The sequence below is a fragment of the Paenibacillus sophorae genome (assembly GCF_018966525.1).
Taxonomy (GTDB): domain Bacteria; phylum Bacillota; class Bacilli; order Paenibacillales; family Paenibacillaceae; genus Paenibacillus_AQ; species Paenibacillus_AQ sophorae.
In genome coordinates this window covers 688,268-709,653 of sequence record NZ_CP076607.1, presented here as the reverse complement: position 1 = coordinate 709,653, position 21,386 = coordinate 688,268, and the positions used below count along the sequence as shown (strand labels likewise).

At 51.3% G+C, this 21,386-nt stretch carries 21 protein-coding genes, 2 rRNA genes and 1 riboswitch; of the genes, 2 read left to right on the top strand and 21 right to left on the bottom strand.

All coding sequences use genetic code 11. From position 1 onward, the window contains the following. Nucleotides 1-197: 197 nt before the first annotated feature. The 8 genes from KP014_RS03420 to KP014_RS03385 all read right to left on the bottom strand — a co-directional run bounded on the left by KP014_RS03420 (nucleotide 198) and on the right by KP014_RS03385 (nucleotide 7,470). Entirely contained in the window at nucleotides 198-374 is a 177-nt protein-coding gene (locus KP014_RS03420) for a small, acid-soluble spore protein, alpha/beta type (protein WP_036590763.1), read from the bottom strand. 167 nt (nucleotides 375-541) lie between these two features. Continuing rightward, nucleotides 542-817 carry a biofilm formation stimulator Veg gene (veg, locus tag KP014_RS03415; RefSeq protein ID WP_036590787.1) on the bottom strand — a complete coding sequence of 92 codons (276 nt, stop codon included), beginning with the start codon at nucleotides 815-817 and terminating at the stop codon, nucleotides 542-544. A 151-nt stretch (nucleotides 818-968) separates the two neighbouring features. Next, nucleotides 969-1,868: a sporulation peptidase YabG gene (gene yabG / locus KP014_RS03410; RefSeq protein ID WP_036590762.1), complete on the bottom strand. Its 900-nt coding sequence runs from the start codon at nucleotides 1,866-1,868 to the stop codon at nucleotides 969-971. A gap of 69 nt (nucleotides 1,869-1,937) precedes the next feature. After that, complete coding sequence (rsmA, locus tag KP014_RS03405) at nucleotides 1,938-2,822, bottom strand: 16S rRNA (adenine(1518)-N(6)/adenine(1519)-N(6))-dimethyltransferase RsmA (RefSeq protein WP_036590761.1); 885 nt, start codon at nucleotides 2,820-2,822, stop codon at nucleotides 1,938-1,940. After that, the gene (gene rnmV, locus KP014_RS03400; protein WP_036590760.1) at nucleotides 2,819-3,370 is read right to left on the bottom strand and encodes a ribonuclease M5; all 552 of its coding nucleotides are present in this window, start codon (nucleotides 3,368-3,370) and stop codon (nucleotides 2,819-2,821) included. The genes rsmA and rnmV overlap by 4 nt, the downstream gene beginning before the upstream one ends. Before the next feature lie 163 nt (nucleotides 3,371-3,533). Continuing rightward, nucleotides 3,534-4,658 (bottom strand): resuscitation-promoting factor, encoded by a 1,125-nt coding sequence (locus KP014_RS03395; RefSeq protein WP_036590759.1) that lies wholly within the window; start codon nucleotides 4,656-4,658, stop codon nucleotides 3,534-3,536. Between the two features lie 279 nt (nucleotides 4,659-4,937). After that, a riboswitch (cyclic di-AMP (ydaO/yuaA leader) is annotated at nucleotides 4,938-5,174 on the bottom strand. A 197-nt stretch (nucleotides 5,175-5,371) separates the two neighbouring features. Beyond that, nucleotides 5,372-6,142, bottom strand: coding sequence for a TatD family hydrolase (locus tag KP014_RS03390; protein ID WP_036590757.1), 771 nt, complete (start codon nucleotides 6,140-6,142; stop codon nucleotides 5,372-5,374). 41 nt (nucleotides 6,143-6,183) lie between these two features. Next, entirely contained in the window at nucleotides 6,184-7,470 is a 1,287-nt protein-coding gene (locus KP014_RS03385; protein ID WP_036590755.1) for an HD domain-containing protein, read from the bottom strand. A gap of 310 nt (nucleotides 7,471-7,780) precedes the next feature. On the opposite strand from KP014_RS03385, the gene KP014_RS03380 reads away from it, so the two are divergent. Then, complete coding sequence (locus tag KP014_RS03380) at nucleotides 7,781-8,035, top strand: AbrB/MazE/SpoVT family DNA-binding domain-containing protein (protein WP_025332575.1); 255 nt, start codon at nucleotides 7,781-7,783, stop codon at nucleotides 8,033-8,035. 643 nt (nucleotides 8,036-8,678) lie between these two features. Here KP014_RS03380 and rsmI read toward each other — a convergent pair. The 10 genes from rsmI to KP014_RS03330 all read right to left on the bottom strand — a co-directional run bounded on the left by rsmI (nucleotide 8,679) and on the right by KP014_RS03330 (nucleotide 16,489). After that, nucleotides 8,679-9,578: a 16S rRNA (cytidine(1402)-2'-O)-methyltransferase gene (gene rsmI / locus KP014_RS03375; RefSeq protein WP_036590750.1), complete on the bottom strand. Its 900-nt coding sequence runs from the start codon at nucleotides 9,576-9,578 to the stop codon at nucleotides 8,679-8,681. Next, entirely contained in the window at nucleotides 9,575-10,342 is a 768-nt protein-coding gene (locus KP014_RS03370) for a tRNA1(Val) (adenine(37)-N6)-methyltransferase (RefSeq protein WP_036590747.1), read from the bottom strand. The genes rsmI and KP014_RS03370 overlap by 4 nt, the downstream gene beginning before the upstream one ends. A 64-nt stretch (nucleotides 10,343-10,406) precedes the next feature. Continuing rightward, nucleotides 10,407-10,775 (bottom strand): DNA replication initiation control protein YabA, encoded by a 369-nt coding sequence (yabA, locus tag KP014_RS03365; protein ID WP_036590745.1) that lies wholly within the window; start codon nucleotides 10,773-10,775, stop codon nucleotides 10,407-10,409. A 29-nt stretch (nucleotides 10,776-10,804) separates the two neighbouring features. Further along, a complete protein-coding gene (locus KP014_RS03360) occupies nucleotides 10,805-11,605 on the bottom strand; it encodes a PSP1 domain-containing protein (RefSeq protein WP_036590784.1) in 801 nt (266 codons plus the stop codon). Nucleotides 11,606-11,838: 233 nt separating this feature from the next. After that, complete coding sequence (holB, locus tag KP014_RS03355) at nucleotides 11,839-12,813, bottom strand: DNA polymerase III subunit delta' (protein ID WP_036590741.1); 975 nt, start codon at nucleotides 12,811-12,813, stop codon at nucleotides 11,839-11,841. 18 nt (nucleotides 12,814-12,831) lie between these two features. Beyond that, on the bottom strand, nucleotides 12,832-13,275 hold the full coding sequence (locus tag KP014_RS03350; protein ID WP_036590738.1) for a YaaR family protein: 444 nt from the start codon (nucleotides 13,273-13,275) through the stop codon (nucleotides 12,832-12,834). A 104-nt stretch (nucleotides 13,276-13,379) separates the two neighbouring features. Further along, nucleotides 13,380-13,709 carry a cyclic-di-AMP receptor gene (locus KP014_RS03345; RefSeq protein ID WP_025691745.1) on the bottom strand — a complete coding sequence of 110 codons (330 nt, stop codon included), beginning with the start codon at nucleotides 13,707-13,709 and terminating at the stop codon, nucleotides 13,380-13,382. A gap of 73 nt (nucleotides 13,710-13,782) precedes the next feature. Continuing rightward, a complete protein-coding gene (gene tmk / locus KP014_RS03340) occupies nucleotides 13,783-14,424 on the bottom strand; it encodes a dTMP kinase (protein ID WP_036590734.1) in 642 nt (213 codons plus the stop codon). 105 nt (nucleotides 14,425-14,529) lie between these two features. Then, the gene (locus KP014_RS03335) at nucleotides 14,530-16,089 is read right to left on the bottom strand and encodes an aminotransferase class I/II-fold pyridoxal phosphate-dependent enzyme (RefSeq protein ID WP_090834689.1); all 1,560 of its coding nucleotides are present in this window, start codon (nucleotides 16,087-16,089) and stop codon (nucleotides 14,530-14,532) included. A 208-nt stretch (nucleotides 16,090-16,297) separates the two neighbouring features. Further along, nucleotides 16,298-16,489, bottom strand: coding sequence for a sigma factor G inhibitor Gin (locus tag KP014_RS03330; protein WP_036597854.1), 192 nt, complete (start codon nucleotides 16,487-16,489; stop codon nucleotides 16,298-16,300). Nucleotides 16,490-16,699: 210 nt separating this feature from the next. Between KP014_RS03330 and KP014_RS03325 the strand changes: the two genes are divergently transcribed. Next, nucleotides 16,700-17,221: a hypothetical protein gene (locus KP014_RS03325; RefSeq protein ID WP_036597855.1), complete on the top strand. Its 522-nt coding sequence runs from the start codon at nucleotides 16,700-16,702 to the stop codon at nucleotides 17,219-17,221. A gap of 109 nt (nucleotides 17,222-17,330) precedes the next feature. Here KP014_RS03325 and KP014_RS03320 read toward each other — a convergent pair whose 3' ends face one another. From KP014_RS03320 to KP014_RS03310, 3 genes are all read right to left on the bottom strand, one after another. Further along, the gene (locus KP014_RS03320; protein WP_036597857.1) at nucleotides 17,331-17,744 is read right to left on the bottom strand and encodes a hypothetical protein; all 414 of its coding nucleotides are present in this window, start codon (nucleotides 17,742-17,744) and stop codon (nucleotides 17,331-17,333) included. 335 nt (nucleotides 17,745-18,079) lie between these two features. Continuing rightward, nucleotides 18,080-18,196: ribosomal RNA gene (rrf, locus tag KP014_RS03315) — 5S ribosomal RNA — on the bottom strand. A 127-nt stretch (nucleotides 18,197-18,323) separates the two neighbouring features. Then, nucleotides 18,324-21,253: ribosomal RNA gene (locus tag KP014_RS03310) — 23S ribosomal RNA — on the bottom strand. Nucleotides 21,254-21,386 lie beyond the last annotated feature (133 nt).

Below are 21,386 nucleotides of genomic sequence, written 5' to 3'. Positions count from 1 at the left end.
ATCTCTTTGAAGAAAGCGCTATAATCAAGAAGAAACGGCTGCGCCGTCCCCGTAGGAGGAGGGCATCCGTTTCTCGTAGAAATATAAGGACATCTATAAGTGTAAAACTTATAGATGTCCTTATATTTTAAGGCAAAACAGGGACGCCCTGCTCGGGACGCCCCCGCCTTCCTTGCCACTTTTCGGCTATTTCTTGCCTAAGATTTGCGTGCAGCCTGCTCGGCAAGCTGAATCGCTCTTTTCACCATGTTCCCGGCATCCTTCGCCCGGATTCCTCCCCAGCCCTCGCGCTCCACGGTGTCATAGAAGCCGAGCTCTTTTGCCAGCTCAGCCTTCAGCTCTTCGGACATCATGCTACGTCTTCTGCGGCTCATGCGGCATCCTCCTTGTGGGTTATAATGATGAGTTAATGCCCTCTTAGTATGGATTGCCTCTCCCCTGAACATACGCTTTCTGCTCTTTCACCTGAGAAGGCGCTCTCCGTTTTATAAAACAAAAACAGCCTTCCCTAAACGAGGAAAGGCTGTTTATGAATAAAGAGTTACGCTTTGGCATGCATGAGCGGCATTCGCACATCATCCTCACATACCGTAATCTCCACGGACTCGGTAAGAATATCGGCATAGCTGTAGGAGACGCGCTTGAATGACTGCTGCTCCTGATCCAGTTTGACAATAAATACAGAAGGGTACGTTTCTTCCAGGACACCGGTGCGCTCGACTGTCTTGCGTCGACCACCGTTTGCTCGTAACGTAATCTTAGAACCGACATGAGCTTCGAGACTGCGTTTAATTTCCAACAGCGCGTTATTAGCCATTGCCTGAAGACCACCTCTTTCCTTGTCCATTATAACCTCTTTAATACAATATGTCAAATCAAACAAATTATTATAGTAGATGCCAGTTATGTTTGTCAACGATATTTTTAGGGGCGAATGGACAAGCAAAAGGTCTCAGGCTCCGGGCCTTTTATATGGCGGAAGGCGTTACTTTCAGCGTAGATAAATCCTGCAGCCGCGGCATGCCGATCCGCAAGCTCCCTCGGGTTTCAATCCCGCCCAGTCCTTGGCTGCCGCTGATTGTATGGTTCAGCACGTCGCTTAAGTTGATCGTTTCCCTTATGGAAGTAAGAGCGGCCTTTGCCGCGATATACACCGGGTCCAGAGCATGAATCAGAATGCGTCCTGGAGAACTGGCAAAATTCGCGCCGGCCCCAAGCAGCGCTTCAAAATGCGACTGGCATGCGCCGGCGATAATCGTCAGCGCGTCATAGTGGCGTTCGTAATCCCTGGCTACCCGAATAGCGGCAACGAAGTTTTGCGAATTCTTATAACTGCTTAAGCTGTGCAGATCGTAAGATGGCAGCGACTTAAGCACACCGTCATGACCAGTAAGCACCACAATATTGGGACGGACACTGGGCAGCAGCCGGTACAGCACGGAGGCCATCTCCGCTTCCCGCACATGATGACCTTCGGCCGGAATGAGCAGCTGCTCATACAGGCTGAGGCTTTTATTCAAATAAGCCGGGTCACCGTCAAGATGCAGCACTTTACCGGGCAGCTCAAAGTAAGAAGCTTCCTTCGGCGCCTGCTCCCAAATCCCTGCCGGACTCAAGGCGCCAAGCCTATTCTGCTCCTGCCGGTCTTTCCTCAGCTCCGTAAGCGATTCAGCCGCTTTGATCCGTGCGCGTTGTCCCCGTTCCGTCATAGCCTCGGCAGGCACCTGAACCAGATCGTCCAGCGGAGAGTCCGCGAGCAGCCGAAATTCGGTTCCTTTGATGATGGCCTGATTTCGCACTATATGCTCCACCCGAAAAGTCACATCACCACCATAAGATTTTCGAACGACCAAGTCTCCCAAATTCATCAGAACATCACCTCTAACCCATCGTATGGGCTAAGGTCACGGATGGTTCATCTTTTGCCCGCTTAAGTTCTATGAAATGCCTGCCGCAAGCAGCACGTCGCTTAGACGGGCATACTCTGCCAGACTCAGCGTCTCGCCGCGGCGCGAAGGCTGAATTCCTGCCTCACTGAGCAGCGCCTCCAGCCGTTCCCTTCCCTCACCAGGAAAGAAGCGGGCTTTCAAATTATTGGATATGGTTTTACGCCGCTGTGTAAAGGAGGCACGCACCACTTCAAAAAAATGCTGCTCATCCTTCACCTCGACGGGCGGGCGCTCTCTGACCTTCAGCCGGATCACGGCCGACTCCACATTCGGCTGGGGGATAAATACGGTGTGCGGCACCGTGCAGATCAGCTCCGGCTCGCTGAAATACTGCACGGCAATGCTCAGGCTGCCGTATTCCTTGCCTCCCGGCGACGCCGCCATCCGCTCGGCGACCTCTTTTTGAATCATCACGACAATGTTCGCTAGCGGCAGCTTTTCCTCCAGCAGTTTCATCAGAATCGGAGTCGTCACATAATAAGGCAAATTAGCGACTACGCTGACCTTGGCCACTTCCGCGAAATCCTCGCCGAACAGTTCATGCAGGTCCACATTTAACACATCGGCATGCCGTATCTTGACATGCGGATACGGAGACAGCACCTCCTGCAGAATCGGAATCAGCCGCTGGTCGATCTCTACGGCCGTAACAGCCCCAGCCGCCTGCGCCAGACGTTCAGTAAGCGCGCCGATGCCGGGACCGATCTCAAGAGCACCAGTATCCTTATCCAGACCGGCGGCGTCTACAATTTTGTTTAAGATATTTTGGTCGATCAAAAAGTTCTGGCCCAAGCTTTTCTTGAACGAAAATCCGTGAGCCGCAATAATCTCCTTGGTACGTCTCGGGGACGAAATTTCTTCCCTTCCGCTCATGAGGATAGACCTCCCTGCTCAATTTGCGCAACCGCATTTGCAAACTCTTCAGGCGTAATGCCGAACATAGACAAGCGCTTGTACAGCTGCTTGCCGTTACAGTAACCGATGCCAAGTATATTGCCAAGCGCCATTCTCCGCTGTGCGGCTTTGGGATGCACAATCATACCTGCAGCCATGAGGTCTTCCATCCCAATCAGAATCGGCGCTCCCTCGAAGGATGTATGCACATTCTCCAGCGCATAGCGGATCGCTTCCGGTGAGGCGTTCTCGACACCGATATCTCCCTTTAATGTTGCGTCCTCCTCCGGAATGAAGGCGTGCTTGCATCCCGGCACCTTCGACGAGACAATCTTGCGTATCCTCTCTCCCGCATGATCCGGATCGGTCAGGATAATGACGCCCCGCCGCTCAACCGCAAGAGCGATCTTGGCGATTACCCGTCTATCCACCGCCGAACCGCCGGTTTCAATCGTGTCGGCATCAACCGCTCTTTTGACAGCGGCGGTATCGCTTTTGCCTTCCACGACAATCAATTCTTTAATCATTGTTTAGCGTTCCTCCCACAGCGGCCGCAGGGCCGCCTTTACCCCAAAAATAAAGCAAAAAGAAGAGGATTCGCTCCCCTTCTTTTTGGCTGAGAACTATATAAGTGATGAGCTTACATCAATATAGCGTATTGCCGCTGAATTTGCAAAATAAATACGGTTATTAATCCAGCTCCGGTTTAACCGGACCGATGACGTAAACGGCACGCGATTTGCGGCCGAAACTGCGCGCATGGCTCAATGAATCATAATAAACGTCAATCTTATTGCCTCTTATAGCGCCTCCGGTATCCTCTGCACGACGGAATCCCAGTCCCTCGATATATACCCACCAACCGATTGGAATCACACGAGGATCCACTGCTATGGTCCGGCCTTCTGTTACGCGTGTTCCGGAAGCTGTACGCGTGCCAATCCCCGGTTCTTCTGAAGAATATGCGGTCATCGAAACGTTCTTGATCATTTTTTTGTATTCGAAGTATACGTCGGCTTGGCTGGAGGAAGAAGTTTTCGCGGCTGCGGGTTTGGGAGCGGCTTTCGTACCTACGGCGATTACCTTATCCTTGGTCACCGTCTGTACTTCTTTGCCAACCATGCGCATTGAGACCAGCTTACCGTCCTGATAAGTTTTCTCAATATGCTGGATTATAACACCCGGCTTGCCGGCTTGCGCTACTCGTACTTTCCCTGTGGTGAGGGAGGGGTCCGCCGTCTTGATCACCCGGAAAGGCAAGTTTTTCGTCCGCTTCACAACCTGCTTGTTGATGCGGATAACCTTGACTTCCGTTCTGGCGGCAATTGCGGTGTCTAGCGAAGGAAATACCTTGTCGTGAGCACCCAGCGTGATGCCCAGGCTGCTAATCGCCTGACCGATTGTATCTTCGGTCGTATACAGTGTCTTTGTCTTTCCGCCTTCGGTCAGAATTAACTCCTGTGCCCGGTCAATGACAATCCGGTCGCCGTCTTCGATTTCGTCGCTAAGGCCCGCCGAAATTTTGTCATACGGTTTGAGCGGGATCGGTTGTTGGGCCAGGACTTCACCCAGAAGCGCTTCACGCGTCTCCAGAGTGTGAACCTTCCCGTCTATCTCTAAAATGATTTGTTTGCTGCTTTGAGAGCGTATATACAGCATAATAAGCAGCGCGATTGCTATCCCGATCACGCCCGCCAGTGACCACACGCGCAAAGACCATTCGCGTATATTCACTTGCTCCCACCATAACCTAAATGCATTAGACCTGCTGGATGATTGCGAATCATGGGATACTTCTGGTTGGAATACGCCCATCTTCTACATCCTCCTTACATAGTCCGCCTGAATTGTAAATCGCAATACTGTACCAAGGCGAAGCTAATAGAGATTGTAACAGAACGCGATACGATTCAAGTATGTTCGCATCCTGCTCATAAATCGCCTGCCCGACATGGCATGCATCCGCCTGTTATATAACAGTTCACAGGCAGAGCTCGTTTATTCCAAACAAAAAGAAGCCTAAAAAAGAGTCTTGATTAGAGGACTCTTTCGTGGCTTCCGGAAATGTCCGAATAAACGGCCAACGCACGAGGTTTCCTCTCTTACTTGCGCTTACGGGGTTAGCTGTCGGGTTTGGACGAAAGAGAGACGCCCTATCTCAGGTCAACCGCTCATGGCGGCTGCCTTCAAATTCACCCCAAAGACCACGTGAAGAAATCAAATACAGCCTGCGACGCCAACTTCTTGTGTCCAATGTACGGCCTAAGAGGCATTCGGCAAGGCGATATCGGTTCCCCCGTTCTCCATACGGAGACTCAGCGAGACGATTTATGATCAGTGGCTGTCACTGTAACAACAGCTCACTGCACTGAAAAGATGATATCCTGTTTCGATGCATGTTGTAAAGCGTCAATCAACCAGATTTACGCAAAAAATTGGTTAAATTATTGTAATAAACAACCGTTTTTTCGTTAAAAAACTTTAATCCTTCGCTCATCCTCACTTTTTTGGCTAGTTTTCTCCCGTTTTCAGTTAATGCCAAATAGTACCAGTGCGTTCGCGTACGTAATTTCAGCCAATTTTTCCACTTCAACGCCCTTAATTTCAGCTGCAGCTTCTGCCACCAATCTAACATGAGCACTCTCATTTCGCTTGCCCCGGTAGGGGTGGGGCGTCAGGTAAGGGGAGTCCGTTTCGATCAGCAGACGGTCCAGCGGAACCTGAGCCAGAACCTCTTTCGGCACCCGGGCGTTCTTGAACGTAATCGGTCCGCCAAAGGAAAGGTGAAAGCCGAGATCCAGGCACATTTTGGCTGTCTCCCAGCTGCCCGAGAAGGAGTGCATGATCCCGCCGATTTCCGCTGCCTTTTCTTCCCGGAGAATGCGGACAACATCCTCGTGAGCATCCCGGTTATGAATGACAATCGGCATATTCAGCTCTCTCGCGAGGCCAATCTGACGCCGGAACACGGTATGCTGGACCTCCTTGGGCGAAGTATCCCAGTAATAATCGAGTCCTATTTCTCCTATGGCGACAACCTTTTCATGGCTGCACAGCGAAGCAATCCAATCGAGGTCTCCGTCTTTCATATCAATCGCATCCGTCGGATGCCAGCCTACCGCCGCATAAATAAAATCATAGGATTCGGCGAGCTTCATTGTGGACGGAATCGTTTCCCGGTTAAAGCCAACATTGACCATTTTGGAGACTCCCGCCTCTACGGCACGGGCGATTGTCTCTTCGCGGTCGCCGTCGAATTGTAGCGCATCCAAATGGGTATGAGTGTCGAAAAGCTGCATATCCGCTTCCTCCTTTTTTTGCGGTTTTTGGCGTATATTTCTTAGCGTAAATCAAATAATTCCTTAATGGATTCCGGCAGCAGTGTCAGCGCTTTTTCCAGCTTATCCTGCGGATAATAGAGATGGTAACGGCCGCGGTGAATCCCGCTTATAGAGCGGACGATGTCCGACACCTCGGAGATTTCGCGAAGTCTTTCCTGACGATCGAGCAGGAGAATCTGCTTGCCGTGAAAGCCCTCTTCCGGACGAAATACATCGTAGGGCAAATCTGTCGGAAAATCAACTTCCAGGTCGTATTCCGGGTTCAGTCCAGCCGAGGCGAAACTGCGGCGAATGTCATCAATTGTCTCCATGTCGAGACTTTCCATTGCTACATATTTATACAGTTTACGATGAATGAAGCGGCTGCACAAGTCGCTCAGCAGTTCGTCCTGTTCCGAGGTCCACTGCATAAACGTTGCCTGCACGAGTGCTTCATCCAGCTGCAAATACTGCTGCACACTCACCTCGCCGCGAAATAAATCAGTCAGCGGTTCAACCATAAACCGGAAGGAGTAGCCCTCGTGGAACAGCTGCTTGGCCCGGCGGAATACCTGGCGCAAAATAATTTCCGAGCTGCGCGTTACCGGATGAAAATAGACCTGCCAATACATTTGGTACCGCGACATTAAATAATCTTCAATCGCATGCATCCCCGATTCCTTCACAACTACCCGTCCGTGATAAGGGCGAAGCACTCGCAAAATACGGTCGATGTCGATCGTGCCGTAGTTAACCCCTGTGTAATAAGCGTCGCGCAGCAGATAATCCATCCGGTCGGCATCAAGCGGACTCGACACCAAATTGACAACAATGTCATGCTCATACTTTTTGCGGATGACCGAAGCTACTTTTTGCGGAAAATCTTTCTCCACTTCCTTCAAAATCTCAGTAATTCCGGTATTCTCCAATATAATGCGGCAGGTCCAGTCTTCATGATTCATTTGAAAAGCTTCTTCTATAGAATGGGAGAAAGGGCCGTGTCCCAAATCATGCAAAAGCGCCGCGCACAGCGCAACCAGCCTTTCTTCGGGGAACCAGTCTTTATACCCGCTGCGTTCAAATTGGGAGATAATGCGCCGCGTAATTTCATATACCCCAAGCGAATGTGAGAACCGGCTGTGCTCGGCTCCATGGAAGGTCAGGTAGGTCGTCCCAAGCTGGCGGATGCGGCGCAGACGTTGAAATTCCTTCGTATTAATCAGGCGCCAAATAACTGTATCCTGTACATGAATATAGTTATGAACCGGGTCTTTAAATACTTTTTCTTCAGTGAGCGGCTGCTGCATGTAATCAGCTCCTTTATCCTTAACATCGAATTTTCTGATATTCTTTATGAAAAAAAGTTTTATCGTCATATTTTGTCGAAAAAAGTAGATTTTCTGGTTTCCAATTCGACAATCTTATTATATATTATGAATAGTTATCCAACAGATTGAAGTACAGCCATTCCAGAAAGCCAGTCATCGCTTAAAAATAATTCACCCGCTAAAAAGAGGTTGACTGTTTTGGGAATGGTTGGTATTATATGTATCATAAAACAGAGAAGATTGTCGAATCGTGACATTTTTTGATTATTTGAGAGGAGCAACGATTGTTATGATGAAATCAACGGGCATTGTAAGAAAAGTAGACGAACTGGGACGGGTTGTTATTCCGATCGAGCTGCGCCGTACGCTGGGTATTGGAGAGAAAGATGCTCTCGAGATTTATGTCGACGGTGAACGGATCATGCTGAAAAAATACGAGCCTGCCTGCATTTTCTGCGGCAATGCTGAGAACGTCACATACTTCAAAGGGAAAATTGTTTGCCATGAATGTATTTCAGCTATCCCTGCCCCTGTGACAAATTAAAATAAATCAGTTATAATAGGACTAATCAAATTGTTAATTCTAACCTTTTTTATATCTCCTTGGCCTCCCGTGAATACGGGGGGCACCTTTTTTTATGTGGGGGGGCCCCTCCTAAATCCTCCCCAAAGGGGAGGACCCCAAGGGCCGCGCCCTCTGGACACCCGCAATTGTTGGATAGGTGCAGCAGTTGGCGGGATCTAGCGGCTTGGGGCGGTGGAGCGGCCCTTCTCGGCCGGGTTCCTTGCGGAACCGGCCTCGGGGCCTTTCATGCGTGACTGACGGCGCTCCAACTGAAGAAAGGCGGAGACCCCGCTCTCCCTTCGGGAATCGCTTTACTTCGGCGCTCGAGTGCGGACTGCTGCTTCAGCGTGCTTCCGCGCTCTCCCTTTGGGATTCGCTTCACTTCGGCGCTTAGTGCGACTTGCTCGACTGCTACTCCGACGTGCTTCCGCGCTCTCCCTTCGGGATTCGCTTCACTTCGGCGCTTAATGCGACTGGCGTAGACTGCTGCTCCGGCGTGCTTCCTCGCTCTCCCTTCGGGATCCGCTTCACTTCGGCGCTTAATGCGACTGGCGCAGACTGCTACTCCGGCGTGCTTCCTCGCTCTCCCTTCGGGATTCGCTTTCTTCCGTGCTTGGTGCGACTATTCCTCCAGCAGCGCGTTATAAATATCACGCTTGGCGACGCCGCGATCGGACGCGGCTTTTTTCATAGCGTCCTTGCGGGTGGAGCCGGCAGCTTCGTAGTGGGCGACATGCTCCTCAATACTGAGCGGTCGCCACCAAGCGGAATCGGCTTCCTGCGCCTCTTCTTTACTCTCTCCCTCGACAACGATAACATATTCGCCCAGCGGCGGATGTTCCGCCAGCCATTCTGCGCATTCCAGGATGGTTCCGCGCAGGAATTCTTCGTAACGTTTCGTCAGCTCGCGGGCCATAACAATTCGCCGGTTGCCGAAAGCCTCCTGCAAATGGGCCAACGTTTTCACTACCCGGTGCGGCGATTCATAGAAGAGCAGCGTGCCCTGGGCAGCGCGCAGCGGGGTAAGCACAGCGCGGATATCCTTGCGCTCACGAGGCAAGAAACCGACGAAAGTAAACGTGGTGGTCGGTAAGCCGGAAGCGATGAGTGCGGACAATGCAGCGTTCGCTCCGGGTACGGGCACAACCGGGATTCCCTCGTCCACCGCGAGCGCCACCAGATCGGCGCCGGGGTCGGAAATGGCAGGTAAACCGGCGTCGCTGACCAGCGCTAGATTTTTACCTTCTATTATATAGCGGATTAATTCCGGTCCACTCGCTGCCTTATTATGCTCATGGTAACTGAACAGCTGGCCGGGAGAAATGTCGAAATGGCTGAGCAGCTTGCGCGTCTGCCGAGTATCCTCAGCTGCGATAATATCGCATTCCTTCAACGTCCGGACAGCCCGGAACGTCATATCCTCCAGGTTGCCGATTGGTGTCGCCACCAGAAATAAGGTACCAGTCTTCTGCTGAATGTCCGCTTCCTTATTTTGAAAGCTGCTTTGGCATTGAATCGTCATGGCTTTACCTCTTTTGAACCGTAATAGATGTCCATAATCTCCGGACAATATTCATTATCTTCATTGTATACGATCAGCGGCGGCTGTATCCGCACTTCCGGTTTACCGTCCCGCGCAGCCTCGATCAAGACCATGTTTGCCTCCAGATGCGCACGCGGATGCACAAAGCGGATCGACTTCGGCTCCAGCCTGTACTGGCGCATCAAGCTGATGATATCGGCCAGCCGCTGCGGCCTGTGAACCATGCTGACCTTCCCGCCGGTGCGGACAAGCCGGACGCATGCCTGAATAACCTCCTCCAGTGTACAGCCGATTTCATGGCGAGCCATTGCCTGATGAGTGTTCAGCTTGAGGTCGCTTCCGTTCAGCGGCATATACGGCGGATTTACTGTAATAACATCGTATACCCCATATCCTGCCGCAAGATGCAGCGTCCGCAAATCTCCTTCATAAATGGTGATCTTTTCCTGAAGCGCATTCATCACCACGCTTCGACGGGCCATATCGGCCAGACGGGGCTGGATTTCGATCCCTTCGATGACTGCAGCCGTACGTGTCGTCAGCAGCAGCGGAATCACCCCGTTGCCTGTGCATAAATCCAGCACCCGGCCGCGCGGAGGTACGGAGGCGAATCGGGCCAGCAAAACGGCATCCATGGAGAAGCTGAATACCTCATCACTCTGAATAATATGCAGATTATGCGTAAGCAGATCGTCCACGCGCTCCGAAGGAAGCAGCGGAACCTCATTCAAACGGTTGCTCATGATTAGTCCCCTATTCCAAAATTCAAAAAAACCGTAGGTGGCGTCCTCCTACGGCTGAATATTCTCATTTATTAAGGAAAGACAGGCAGAACAGACAGTCACCTTCCGTACGCAGATGTCCAAAATTCACATTGCAGATATGAAATCCCTCATGATACAGCCGAGCCAGATTATCATAGCCCTCGCCGACAACCTCATCCTGACCGCCTTCGTTCGGGACGGGAAGCTTCCCGGGATTCTGTTTCTCCGAAGAAGGACCTGGCGGAGCTTTTCTCTTCAAAATCTTGCGCAGCTGCTCATTTTCCAGCGTCAGACGCTGGTTCGCTTCCATCAATTCTTTAACTGTCTGCTTCCAATCTCCAAGATTAAGGCGCATCGTTTCCATTTGCGCTTCTATCTCCTGAATGTGTGCGAATATATTTTTCTTTTCCAAGTTTCCACCCCGAAAGTAACCTTAATGGTCTACTTGACGACAACATCATCCATTGGAAGTTCTTTTACTTTGCCCATTTCAAACAACTGGACATGCACCGAGCGGGTACCCGCATTGAAACCGACCACCTTGCCTTCACCCAGCGAAGTGATTACCAGCTTGCCTACCGCAGGCATTTCTTCTTTAACGCTTTCGTAATTATCATGCTCAAATTTCAGACAGCACATCAATCTTCCACAAAGTCCGGATATTTTGGTCGGATTAAGCGATAGGTTCTGATCCTTAGCCATCTTGATCGACACCGGCTCGAAATCCCCCAGCCATGAAGAGCAGCAGAGCACCCTTCCACATGGTCCAAGGCCGCCAAGCATCTTGGCTTCGTCGCGGACACCGATTTGGCGAAGCTCGATGCGAGTACGGAAGATACTGGCCAAATCCTTAACCAACTCCCGAAAATCAACCCGGCCTTCCGCAGTGAAGTAGAAAATGATCTTGTTGCGGTCAAACGTAAATTCCACATCCACCAGCTTCATTTTGAGGCCATGATCGCGGATTTTATTTAAACAGGTTGTAAAAGCGTCTTTGGCCGCCTGCTTGTTCTCCTCTACCACGCGCGCGTCAACATCTCCGGCGATACGCATGACTTTCTTAAGCGGCAGCACGACATCAGCTTCCTGAACCTCTTTTCTGCCTACAACGACCCTGCCATATTCAACCCCTCGCGCAGTCTCGACGATCACACACTGCTCACATTCAATCGGAAAGTCTAAAGGATCGAAATAATATATTTTACCCGCCTTTTTGAAGCGGACACCGACTACGCTGTACAACAAAATTAACCTCCTTGTCTGCCGGTGAAGGAACCCCCAGCAAGTCCGCTCCATGATGTTCCATGCTTGTTCTTCCTTAACCGTTAGCGCAAGAAGAAACAACTGCACCAACTTTAGCAAAGCAAATGCTTTCGTAGATAAGCGTACAGCTTATCCTTATATTTTGAGCAATATCAGGCTAAACTTGCTTTCTTGAAGGCTACTTCGCAGAAAGCATAAACAGACGGTATCCCTCAGCTTTCCAGACGTATCAAAAACTGCTCCAGACATAACTGGGCATTGACATTGAACCGCAGCTTCTTCTTGCTCTCAGCGGCATAATCCATATAGGCTACCCACTGAGAAGAAGTACGCATTCTGGCGTAATTGGAAATAAGGTCCAATTGATCTATAAAAACGATGCTTTCGTGTTTTCGGTACAGGAAGTAGAGCATGTCTTTAAACCATAGATGGAACATACTGAAACAGGTATCCAAGTGCTCACCAAGCCCGGTCTTGAACAGCTTCTGACCTGCGGTCGCCACCGCAGAGCCGTTCTTGCCCAAAGACTCCTTCGCTAATTGTAACACTAGATTTCTTATTTCTGCAAACCAATTCTGTTCCAAAAGCTCTCTGCATCCTTCCAATCCTGATGTCAAAGATGCCGCGCAGCGTGCAAGGGGAGCAGAGACCCCCTCATTTGACAATACCTGCATCATCATCTCCGGGGACAGTGGAGCAAACGGGATGCGCTGTGTCCGCGACTGAATGGTCGGCAGCAACGATTGGTTGTTATCGGCAATAAGAATAGCTACGGCAGGCACTGGAGGCTCTTCCAAAAATTTAAGCAGACTGTTGGCTGCCTGGACGGTCATTTTTCCCGCTTCGTCTATAATGTATACCTTGGGGTGGCCGCCCTCCGCCCGATAGGAAAAGACCCGCTGCAGGTCGCGGATCTGATCGATTTTGATGCTGTTGCCTTCCGGCGACAGTATCTTGAGATCCGGATGGTTGCCATGCTCCACTTTGCGGCATTCCAGACACTCGCCGCAGGCGTCATCCTCGAGTGCCGTACAAAAAATCGCTTGGGCCAATGTAACTGCCGTCTTCATCTGACCGCTGCCCGCTGGACCGCTGAACAAATAAGCATGACCGAGCGTACCTTTACGCAGCGAATTTTGCAAAATACGCTTGGCGGTTGTCTGTCCCAATATATCACCAAAAGGCATAATATCCTCCTATAGCCATCAAAAAGAAAGGTTGATCAGCATCCCGCGGATTTCTCCAACCTTGCTCAGCAGATTTATCCGCCCCTGCTCGCTCTCCAGCAGTTCGTCCGCAAGGGTCAGTAAAGCGGCATCGATTTCCTCCAGCAGCTTGTATCTTTTGCCCCGTCCTCTCCGGTCCCAGCCCTTTGTTTCTTTGAGCGTTACGCCCCGGCGCGCCGTTTCTTCCAGGAATTTTTTGACCATTACCCGGTAAATCGCCAGCTCGCGTATCGTCATGGATTTAGAGAGGCGCTCACCCTGAGCTTGAATCTCCTGAATCCGGCGGGTTATTTCATCCCGGGTCGCCTGTTCGCCATGCTGCTGAAACACATCGGAGAACGTTTTTTGCTGAACCGGCTTATTCATATTTTCGTTCAAAGGCAGTTCGTTCTTCAATGGCCTGAAGTTCGGATTAATCTTCAATGGTTCGCCTACCGCCTTTCATTGCAATTCCTAATCTATGGACATAAAATCTTACAGGAAACGGCCGCCGTCTTAAGGGACGGTCTGGCCATTTCTTCTGTTCTTTAATAGTGTTCGAACCGGTCGACAGGCAGCACGAACACGGTCGCTCCACCCACTTGAACCTCGACAGGAAGCGGAAGATAGGAATCCGTAGTTCCGCTCATCGGGGTTACGGGCGTAACCAGTTGTTCACGAACCTTGCAGCTATTGCGGATAACGCCGAGTACAGCTTCAACCTGACTGTCTTCCACCCCGATCATAAAGGTGGTATTTCCCGCCCGCAAAAATCCGCCCGTACTTGCCAGCTTGGTTGCACGGAAATTGGCCTTGACCAGTTCGCTGGACAGACGGTTGCTGTCCTTGTCTTGGATAATTGCAACAATCAGTTTCATCTTTCCATCTCCTCTTTGCGTTATTGTTAATCGGCAAAACGGCTGGTTTAATACATTATATTAGACAAAGATCCTATAAGTCCTTTAACAGCTTATCTTCAAGTTTACTTACAAGCTCACGCTCTACAACATGCAGCGGCCGATTGGCATCCAAAGTCACAATTCGTTCAGGGTCCGCTTTTGCGATCATCTGATACCCATCTCTTACTTTCTGGTGAAAAGCTAAGCTCTCCATATCGAGCCGGTTGATTTCCCGCTCTCCGTTTGCGGAAATTCTCGCTAGGCCTACCTCCGGCTCGATATCCAGATAGAAGGTGAGATCCGGCATTCGACCGCCGGTAGCAAACTGATTAATCGCCCGTACTTCTTCCATACCCAGCCCTCTGGCATAGCCCTGATATACAAGGCTGCTGTCCACAAAGCGGTCGCACAGTACGATAAGTCCTTCCTTCAGTGCCGGCTCTACTCTTTCGGCCAAATGCTGGCTTCTAGATGCTGCATAGAGCAGCGCTTCAGTGCGCGCGTCCATCGCCGTATGAGCAGGGTCCAGAATTATGGAGCGGATCTTTTCGGCAATCTCAATGCCACCCGGTTCGCGGGTAATCAGATAAGGGAGGGAGCGGTTCTGCAAATAAGCGGCCAGCCTGCCCATAATCGTCGTTTTTCCCGATCCTTCTCCGCCTTCAAGTGTAATAAAAAATCCTTTCCGGCCCAATTACGCTTCTCCGCCTTTCTTTCATCCAAAATTCAATAGTTCTTCGGGGTCCACGTAAAGTACCTGAATAGACTTCGCAGCCAAACCTTCACTTTGTGGAGTTGTTTAAATCTCTTCTTGAATTAAATATACTTGTATCATCCGCAAAGTCGGATCCGAAGCGGCCTGAAATCTGGCACCGGCAGCCGCCAAGCTCTGCAGCCTCTGGCTTATTTCCCCGGTAATAACTTCGCCTGGATACAGCAGCGGTATACCCGGAGGATAAGGAACAACCATCTCAGCAGCGATTCTGCCTTCGCTCATCCCAAGCATGATACGTTCTGTCTCTTCCTCCCGGACGGGTCTTAAAGAAAACTTTACCGGCTCCGAAATGAAGCTGTTGTCTAAATTGTTCCACGTGGAAACATGGACGGAAGCGGAGGGGATCGGTCCCGGAGGGAATTCCCTGTCAATCTCCCCCAGCGCCGTAAGCAGCCGGTTGGCATCTTCCACCCTCGAGCCAAGGCTAAACAGCAGTACCACATGCCGTTCATCGCTCATTTCTGGCACGCAGTCTCTCTTCTCGAGCTCTGCCTGCAGCTCGAATCCGCTCAGGACCCCGGTGGCGTCATATATGACGGCTTTGAAGGGGTCCTGCGTCCGGTAGGCGCCGCTCGTGCTTCGCGGCGCCAGCCCTGAGGCGGAGGCTTTCGCTTCGCCTCCGCCGGTCTGCAGCTGCGGCGGCTCCGGCCGCAGCAGCTTAAAGCGCGGCAGCTCCGCCAAGCCGCGCCGCAGCTTTTCCACGGCGGCCAGCCCCGCCGTGAAGGCATCGGCGCGCCGCGTGTGAAGCAGCCGGCGCGCCAGATCGAGCGAAGCCATCACGGGGTATGATGGGCTGGAGCTCTGCACCATGGCGAGCCGCTGCCGCAGCAGGGCGCGGTCGAGCCGCGGTCCTTGGACATGCAGCATGGCGCCCATGGTCATCGCCGCAAGCATCTTGTGCGTGGACTGCACGACGCCGTCCGCGCCGCAGCTTAAGGCACCCGGGGGCAGCTCCGGGTGCTGCCCATAGTGCGCCCCATGCGCCTCGTCGACCAGCAGCGGCACGCCGCTGTCGTGACAGGCCCGCGCGAGGGGCGCCAGGTCGCTTCCCATGCCGTAGTAATTCGGCATGGTCACCAGTAGGCCGGCGGCCTCCGGCCAGGCCGCCAGTGCCTTGCGCACCGTCTCTAAGGGCGGTGCGACCGCCAGGCCGCTGGCGTCATCCATCTGCGGTTCAAGGAATACCGCACGCGCTCCCGCCAGCATCAGCCCATGAATAACCGATTTATGCACGTTGCGCTGCACCAAGAGCACGGTGCCCGGTTCGGCGCATACCGTCAGGATCAGCGCAAGGTTCCCGGCTGTACTGCCGCCTACGAGCAGGAAGCTTTCCTCAGCCCCGAAACAATCCGCCGCAAGCTTCTGCGCTTCCAGAATGACGCCGTCAGGATGATGCAGATCATCGCTCCCCGAAATTTCGGTAATATCCGCCGTCATGACCTCATCCAACAAGCCGGCGCTTCCTTCCAACTTATATGCCTGCCCATTTTTATGACCCGGCACATGAAAAGAGCTCTTTCCTCCCGCTTTATAACGTTCCAGCATTTCATATAATGGCGCGCCTGCACGCTCTGTCTCTTTCATTGATTGCAATTCCTTCCACACCGGCTTATCTCTATTTTACCCCATAACCGCTTCTCCGCCTATGCCTTGAATTTACCGCCTGTACGCGCAGCAAAACGGCTTCACCCTACTTCTATGCAAGGGAAAGCCGCTGCGTTAAAAACCTGTATAAGCGAAGACAACCTTGTAACATCATCGGCAAAAACAGTTTACGGCAAATCGGCGGCTATTAAGCGTTCTTTTGCAGACCAATTTTTTTCATTCTTCCGATAAAAAAGCGGTATTTGGCATCCTCTGCCTCAGTCCTTACCATTTCCTCCTCGCAATCCTCGCAAATAAACTGCGAAACGATGCGAATTCCTTCTTCCTTTTCCTGCCCGCATATAATGCAGACTTCCGCCTTCGCATGATCTTGTTCCATAGTAATCCCACCTTGGCCCTTTTAAGAACAGTATGCTTCACTTCCTATCATTTTAAACCCTTTCATAGTTTTTTCATATCCTTGAATCCCTTTTCCTTCGCGGTTTGTCAGCCTCGAGCGATCTAGACTTATATGATTAAATGAATTCATCAAGAATGCCGATAGTATGGATATGAGATATGATATAAGCCCAAAGCCTGGAGGGAAGGTATGGAACCGACTATTAAAGGAGCGACTTTTTATCAATATAAACTTCTCAAAAAAATAAGCATATCCGTCAATGCTTTGCGGATTTATGCAGCGATTCCTATTCTGTTTATTCTATTGGAAACCGTTTTCGTTTCCCCTGCCAGTTTATTATTTTTTCTAATTGCTGTTCCGGTTATCTTTTGGGTTCAATATGTCGTCTCCCGCTCCGTCCTCTTAATTGCGGGTTACCCGGTCGCCAAACGTTGGCGCAACTCCTTCAGGCTTCCGTGGCTCGGCTTTATGCCGGATCAATACATCAGCTGCAGTCTTTTCCGCAGGGTACAACTTCATAGTCTCTGGATTGGTCTTTCCTTTACAGCATTATTTGTCGTATTATCCCCGTACGCCTTTACTCTCTCCTTAGCCTTTCTGCATTTATGGCTGCTGTTTCCGAGATTTTACGCTCTGCTGCGGACAGGTTGGAAGAGACAGGATGACATGCTGAAATTTAATCCGGCGGACGTCTCCTGTTATTCGCAATAACCACTTTGCATATCCCTGCTGTTCATCATTGAATCCTACTTACTTCCTTGTACGCGGCCTGTGTCCCTGAACAATAAAATCGCCATCCATCAAGATGGCGATTTTATTGCTATTGGCTGTTGAGGCTTTTGGCGCCCACCTTTTTATCCTTTGGAACCATAATAATGAAATAGCCGTCATGAATAGTTAAATGAACAATAAGCTGATCCTTCTGGAATATATGCGAACTAGCCGTGTTTTCTGCAAGCAGTTCATTCCAGCCCCAAGCTTGTATGGCTTCAGAATAGGGCTCCGGAATATTGTCATTCTCCTTTAACCCAGGCAGTGAATAACGCACGTAGTCCATAGCTGTGTTCGTTGTCGTCCGATCTGGCGAGTTTGCTTCCTTGGGTACGGGAAAGCTCTTCTCGTTAAGGGCACCCTCGAACGATTCCCATGAAGGTTCCTTCGAGGCGCATCCGGCCAGCAATACAGTTACAATACATAAAATAAGGAGCGTCCACAACGTTCGGGCTCGCTTCATACCTTAAATCCTCCTTACCCTCCACCCTGCAACTAAAGACACAGGAACAAATTCAACATATGAATTTTATGAGTAGTTCATTCGTATTAAGGTTATGCTTAATTTTGCACTTTTCTATTATACTTATATCTATTGCCCCGTCGGTAACAAAAATGTCATTCAATTGATGCCGGTTTTCACAATCCCTTCACTAATGCATTAATCAGATTAAGGTCCGGATTTCGCATATATACCTGATCAATCGGTCCTTTGCGTTCTCTTCGTGTTCATTGTGACCCAGGATTTAAAAAGAAACACAAAAAACCACTGCTGAAATCTCAGCAGTGGTTCATTGTGCTTGGCGGCGTCCTACTCTCCCAGGACCCTTCGGTCCAAGTACCATCGGCGCTGGAGGGCTTAACGGTCGTGTTCGGGATGGGTACGCGTGGAACCCCTCCGCCATCGCCACCAAACGGGCATTTGTGAAACAAATGCTGCCGCGAGACATTCGGTCCTTCACCTTCCGGTGCGGATGAATGTTGCAGCGTTCTTCAGGCTTGATCGCCTGAAAACTGGATCGAAACGAAAGATTGCGTTATTTTGGATAAGCCCTCGACCGATTAGTATTGGTCAGCTCCATGCATTGCTGCACTTCCACCTCCAACCTATCTACCTCGTCGTCTTCAAGGGGTCTTACTAACTTGGGAAATCTCATCTTGAGGGGGGCTTCACGCTTAGATGCTTTCAGCGCTTATCCCGTCCGTACGTAGCTACCCAGCCATGCTCCTGGCGGAACAACTGGTGCACCAGCGGTACGTCCATCCCGGTCCTCTCGTACTAAGGACAGCTCCTCTCAAATTTCCTGCGCCCACGACAGATAGGGACCGAACTGTCTCACGACGTTCTGAACCCAGCTCGCGTACCGCTTTAATGGGCGAACAGCCCAACCCTTGGGACCTACTTCAGCCCCAGGATGCGATGAGCCGACATCGAGGTGCCAAACCTCCCCGTCGATGTGGACTCTTGGGGGAGATAAGCCTGTTATCCCCAGGGTAGCTTTTATCCGTTGAGCGATGGCCCTTCCATGCGGTACCACCGGATCACTAAGCCCGACTTTCGTCCCTGCTCGACTTGTAGGTCTCGCAGTCAAGCTCCCTTCTGCCTTTGCACTCTTCGAATGATTTCCAACCATTCTGAGGGAACCTTGGGACGCCTCCGTTACTCTTTAGGAGGCGACCGCCCCAGTCAAACTGCCCGCCTGACACGGTCCCCGTACCCGCTTAGGGTACCAGGTTAGAACCTAGATACGATCAGGGTGGTATCCCAACGATGCCTCCACCGAAGCTGGCGCTCCGGCTTCCAAGGCTCCCACCTATCCTGTACAGATCGTACCCAAGTTCAATATCAAGCTGCAGTAAAGCTCCATGGGGTCTTTCCGTCTTGTCGCGGGTAACCTGCATCTTCACAGGTATTAAAATTTCACCGGATCTCTCGTTGAGACAGCGCCCAAGTCGTTACGCCATTCGTGCGGGTCAGAATTTACCTGACAAGGAATTTCGCTACCTTAGGACCGTTATAGTTACGGCCGCCGTTTACTGGGGCTTCGGTTCACAGCTTCGGGTTTAACCCCTAACCGCTCCCCTTAACCTTCCAGCACCGGGCAGGCGTCAGCCCGTATACTTCGCCTTGCGGCTTCGCACAGACCTGTGTTTTTGCTAAACAGTCGCTTGGGCCTTTTCACTGCGGCCCCCTCGGGCTATTCACCCTACCGAGGCACCCCTTCTCCCGAAGTTACGGGGTCATTTTGCCGAGTTCCTTAACGAGAGTTCTTCCGCGCGCCTTAGAATTCTCTTCTCGCCTACCTGTGTCGGTTTGCGGTACGGGCACCTTCTCCTGGCTAGAGGCTTTTCTTGGCAGTGTGAGATCATGACCTTCGCTACTACAATTTTCGCTCCCCATCACAGCCCAGCCTTATCGGTGTACGGATTTGCCTATACACCAGCCTCGCTGCTTGGACGGACATCCATCAGTCCGCGTCACTACCCTCCTGCGTCCCCCCATTGCTCATCACGGATTATGGTGGTACAGGAATATCAACCTGTTGTCCTTCGACTACGCCTGTCGGCCTCGCCTTAGGTCCCGACTTACCCTGAGCGGACGAGCCTTCCTCAGGAAACCTTGGGCTTTCGGCGGATCAGATTCTCACTGATCTTTTCGTTACTCATACCGGCATTCTCACTTGTATGCAGTCCAGCTGTCCTTACAGTCAACCTTCAACCCGCATACAACGCTCCCCTACCCCTGATGCAAAGCATCAAGCCATAGCTTCGGTGGTGTGTTTAGCCCCGTTACATTTTCGGCGCAGAGTCACTCGACCAGTGAGCTATTACGCACTCTTTCAATGGTGGCTGCTTCTAAGCCAACATCCTGGTTGTCTGTGCAACTCCACATCCTTTCCCACTTAACACACACTTGGGGACCTTAGCTGATGGTCTGGGCTGTTTCCCTTTTGACAATGGATCTTAGCACTCACTGTCTGACTCCCGGACGCAAGTCCATGGCATTCGGAGTTTGACTGAGCTTGGTAACCCTTGCGGGCCCCGCACCCAATCAGTGCTCTACCTCCACGACTTCAAATCCGAGGCTAGCCCTAAAGCTATTTCGGGGAGAACCAGCTATCTCCGAGTTCGATTGGAATTTCTCCGCTACCCCCACCTCATCCCCGCACTTTTCAACGTGCGTGGGTTCGGGCCTCCAGTGCGTGTTACCGCACCTTCACCCTGGACAGGGGTAGATCACACGGTTTCGGGTCTACGCCCACGTACTTAGTCGCCCTATTCAGACTCGCTTTCGCTGCGGCTCCGGCTTCTCGCCTTAACCTTGCACGTTAAACGTAACTCGCCGGTTCATTCTACAAAAGGCACGCCATCACCCCTAAAATGGGCTCTGACTTCTTGTAAGCACACGGTTTCAGGTACTATTTCACTCCCCTTCCGGGGTGCTTTTCACCTTTCCCTCACGGTACTGTTTCACTATCGGTCGCCAGGGAGTATTTAGCCTTGGCAGATGGTCCTGCCGGATTCATACGGGGTTTCACGTGCCCCGCACTACTCGGGATCCGTCTCGGAGGGAACAGAATTTCAATTACAGGGCTTTTACCTTTTCCAGCGGGCCTTTCCAGACCTCTTCATTTACCCTATTCCTTTGTAACTCCATGTGAGACGTCCCACAACCCCGAAGAGCAAGCTCTTCGGTTTAGGCTGTTCCGCGTTCGCTCGCCGCTACTGACGGAATCACTCTTGTTTTCTCTTCCTCAGGGTACTTAGATGTTTCAGTTCCCCTGGTCTGCCTCTACCTACCCTATGAATTCAGGTAGGAGTGACTGTGCATTACCACAGCCGGGTTTCCCCATTCGGACACCCCCGGATCCACGCTTGCTTACAGCTCCCCGAGGCCTTTTCGTTGTTCGCCACGTCCTTCTTCGGCTCCTGGCGCCTAGGCATCCTCCGTGTGCTCTTACTAGCTTAACCAACGCTCCGATTTGGATTCGCACCCAAATCTTCGCTCTCAGCTAATAACTATTTCAACTTGCTTGGACACAAGTTTCAGCTAAAAGATGTTCTAAAACGCAATTTTCGTTTCGGTATCCAGTTTTCAAGGATC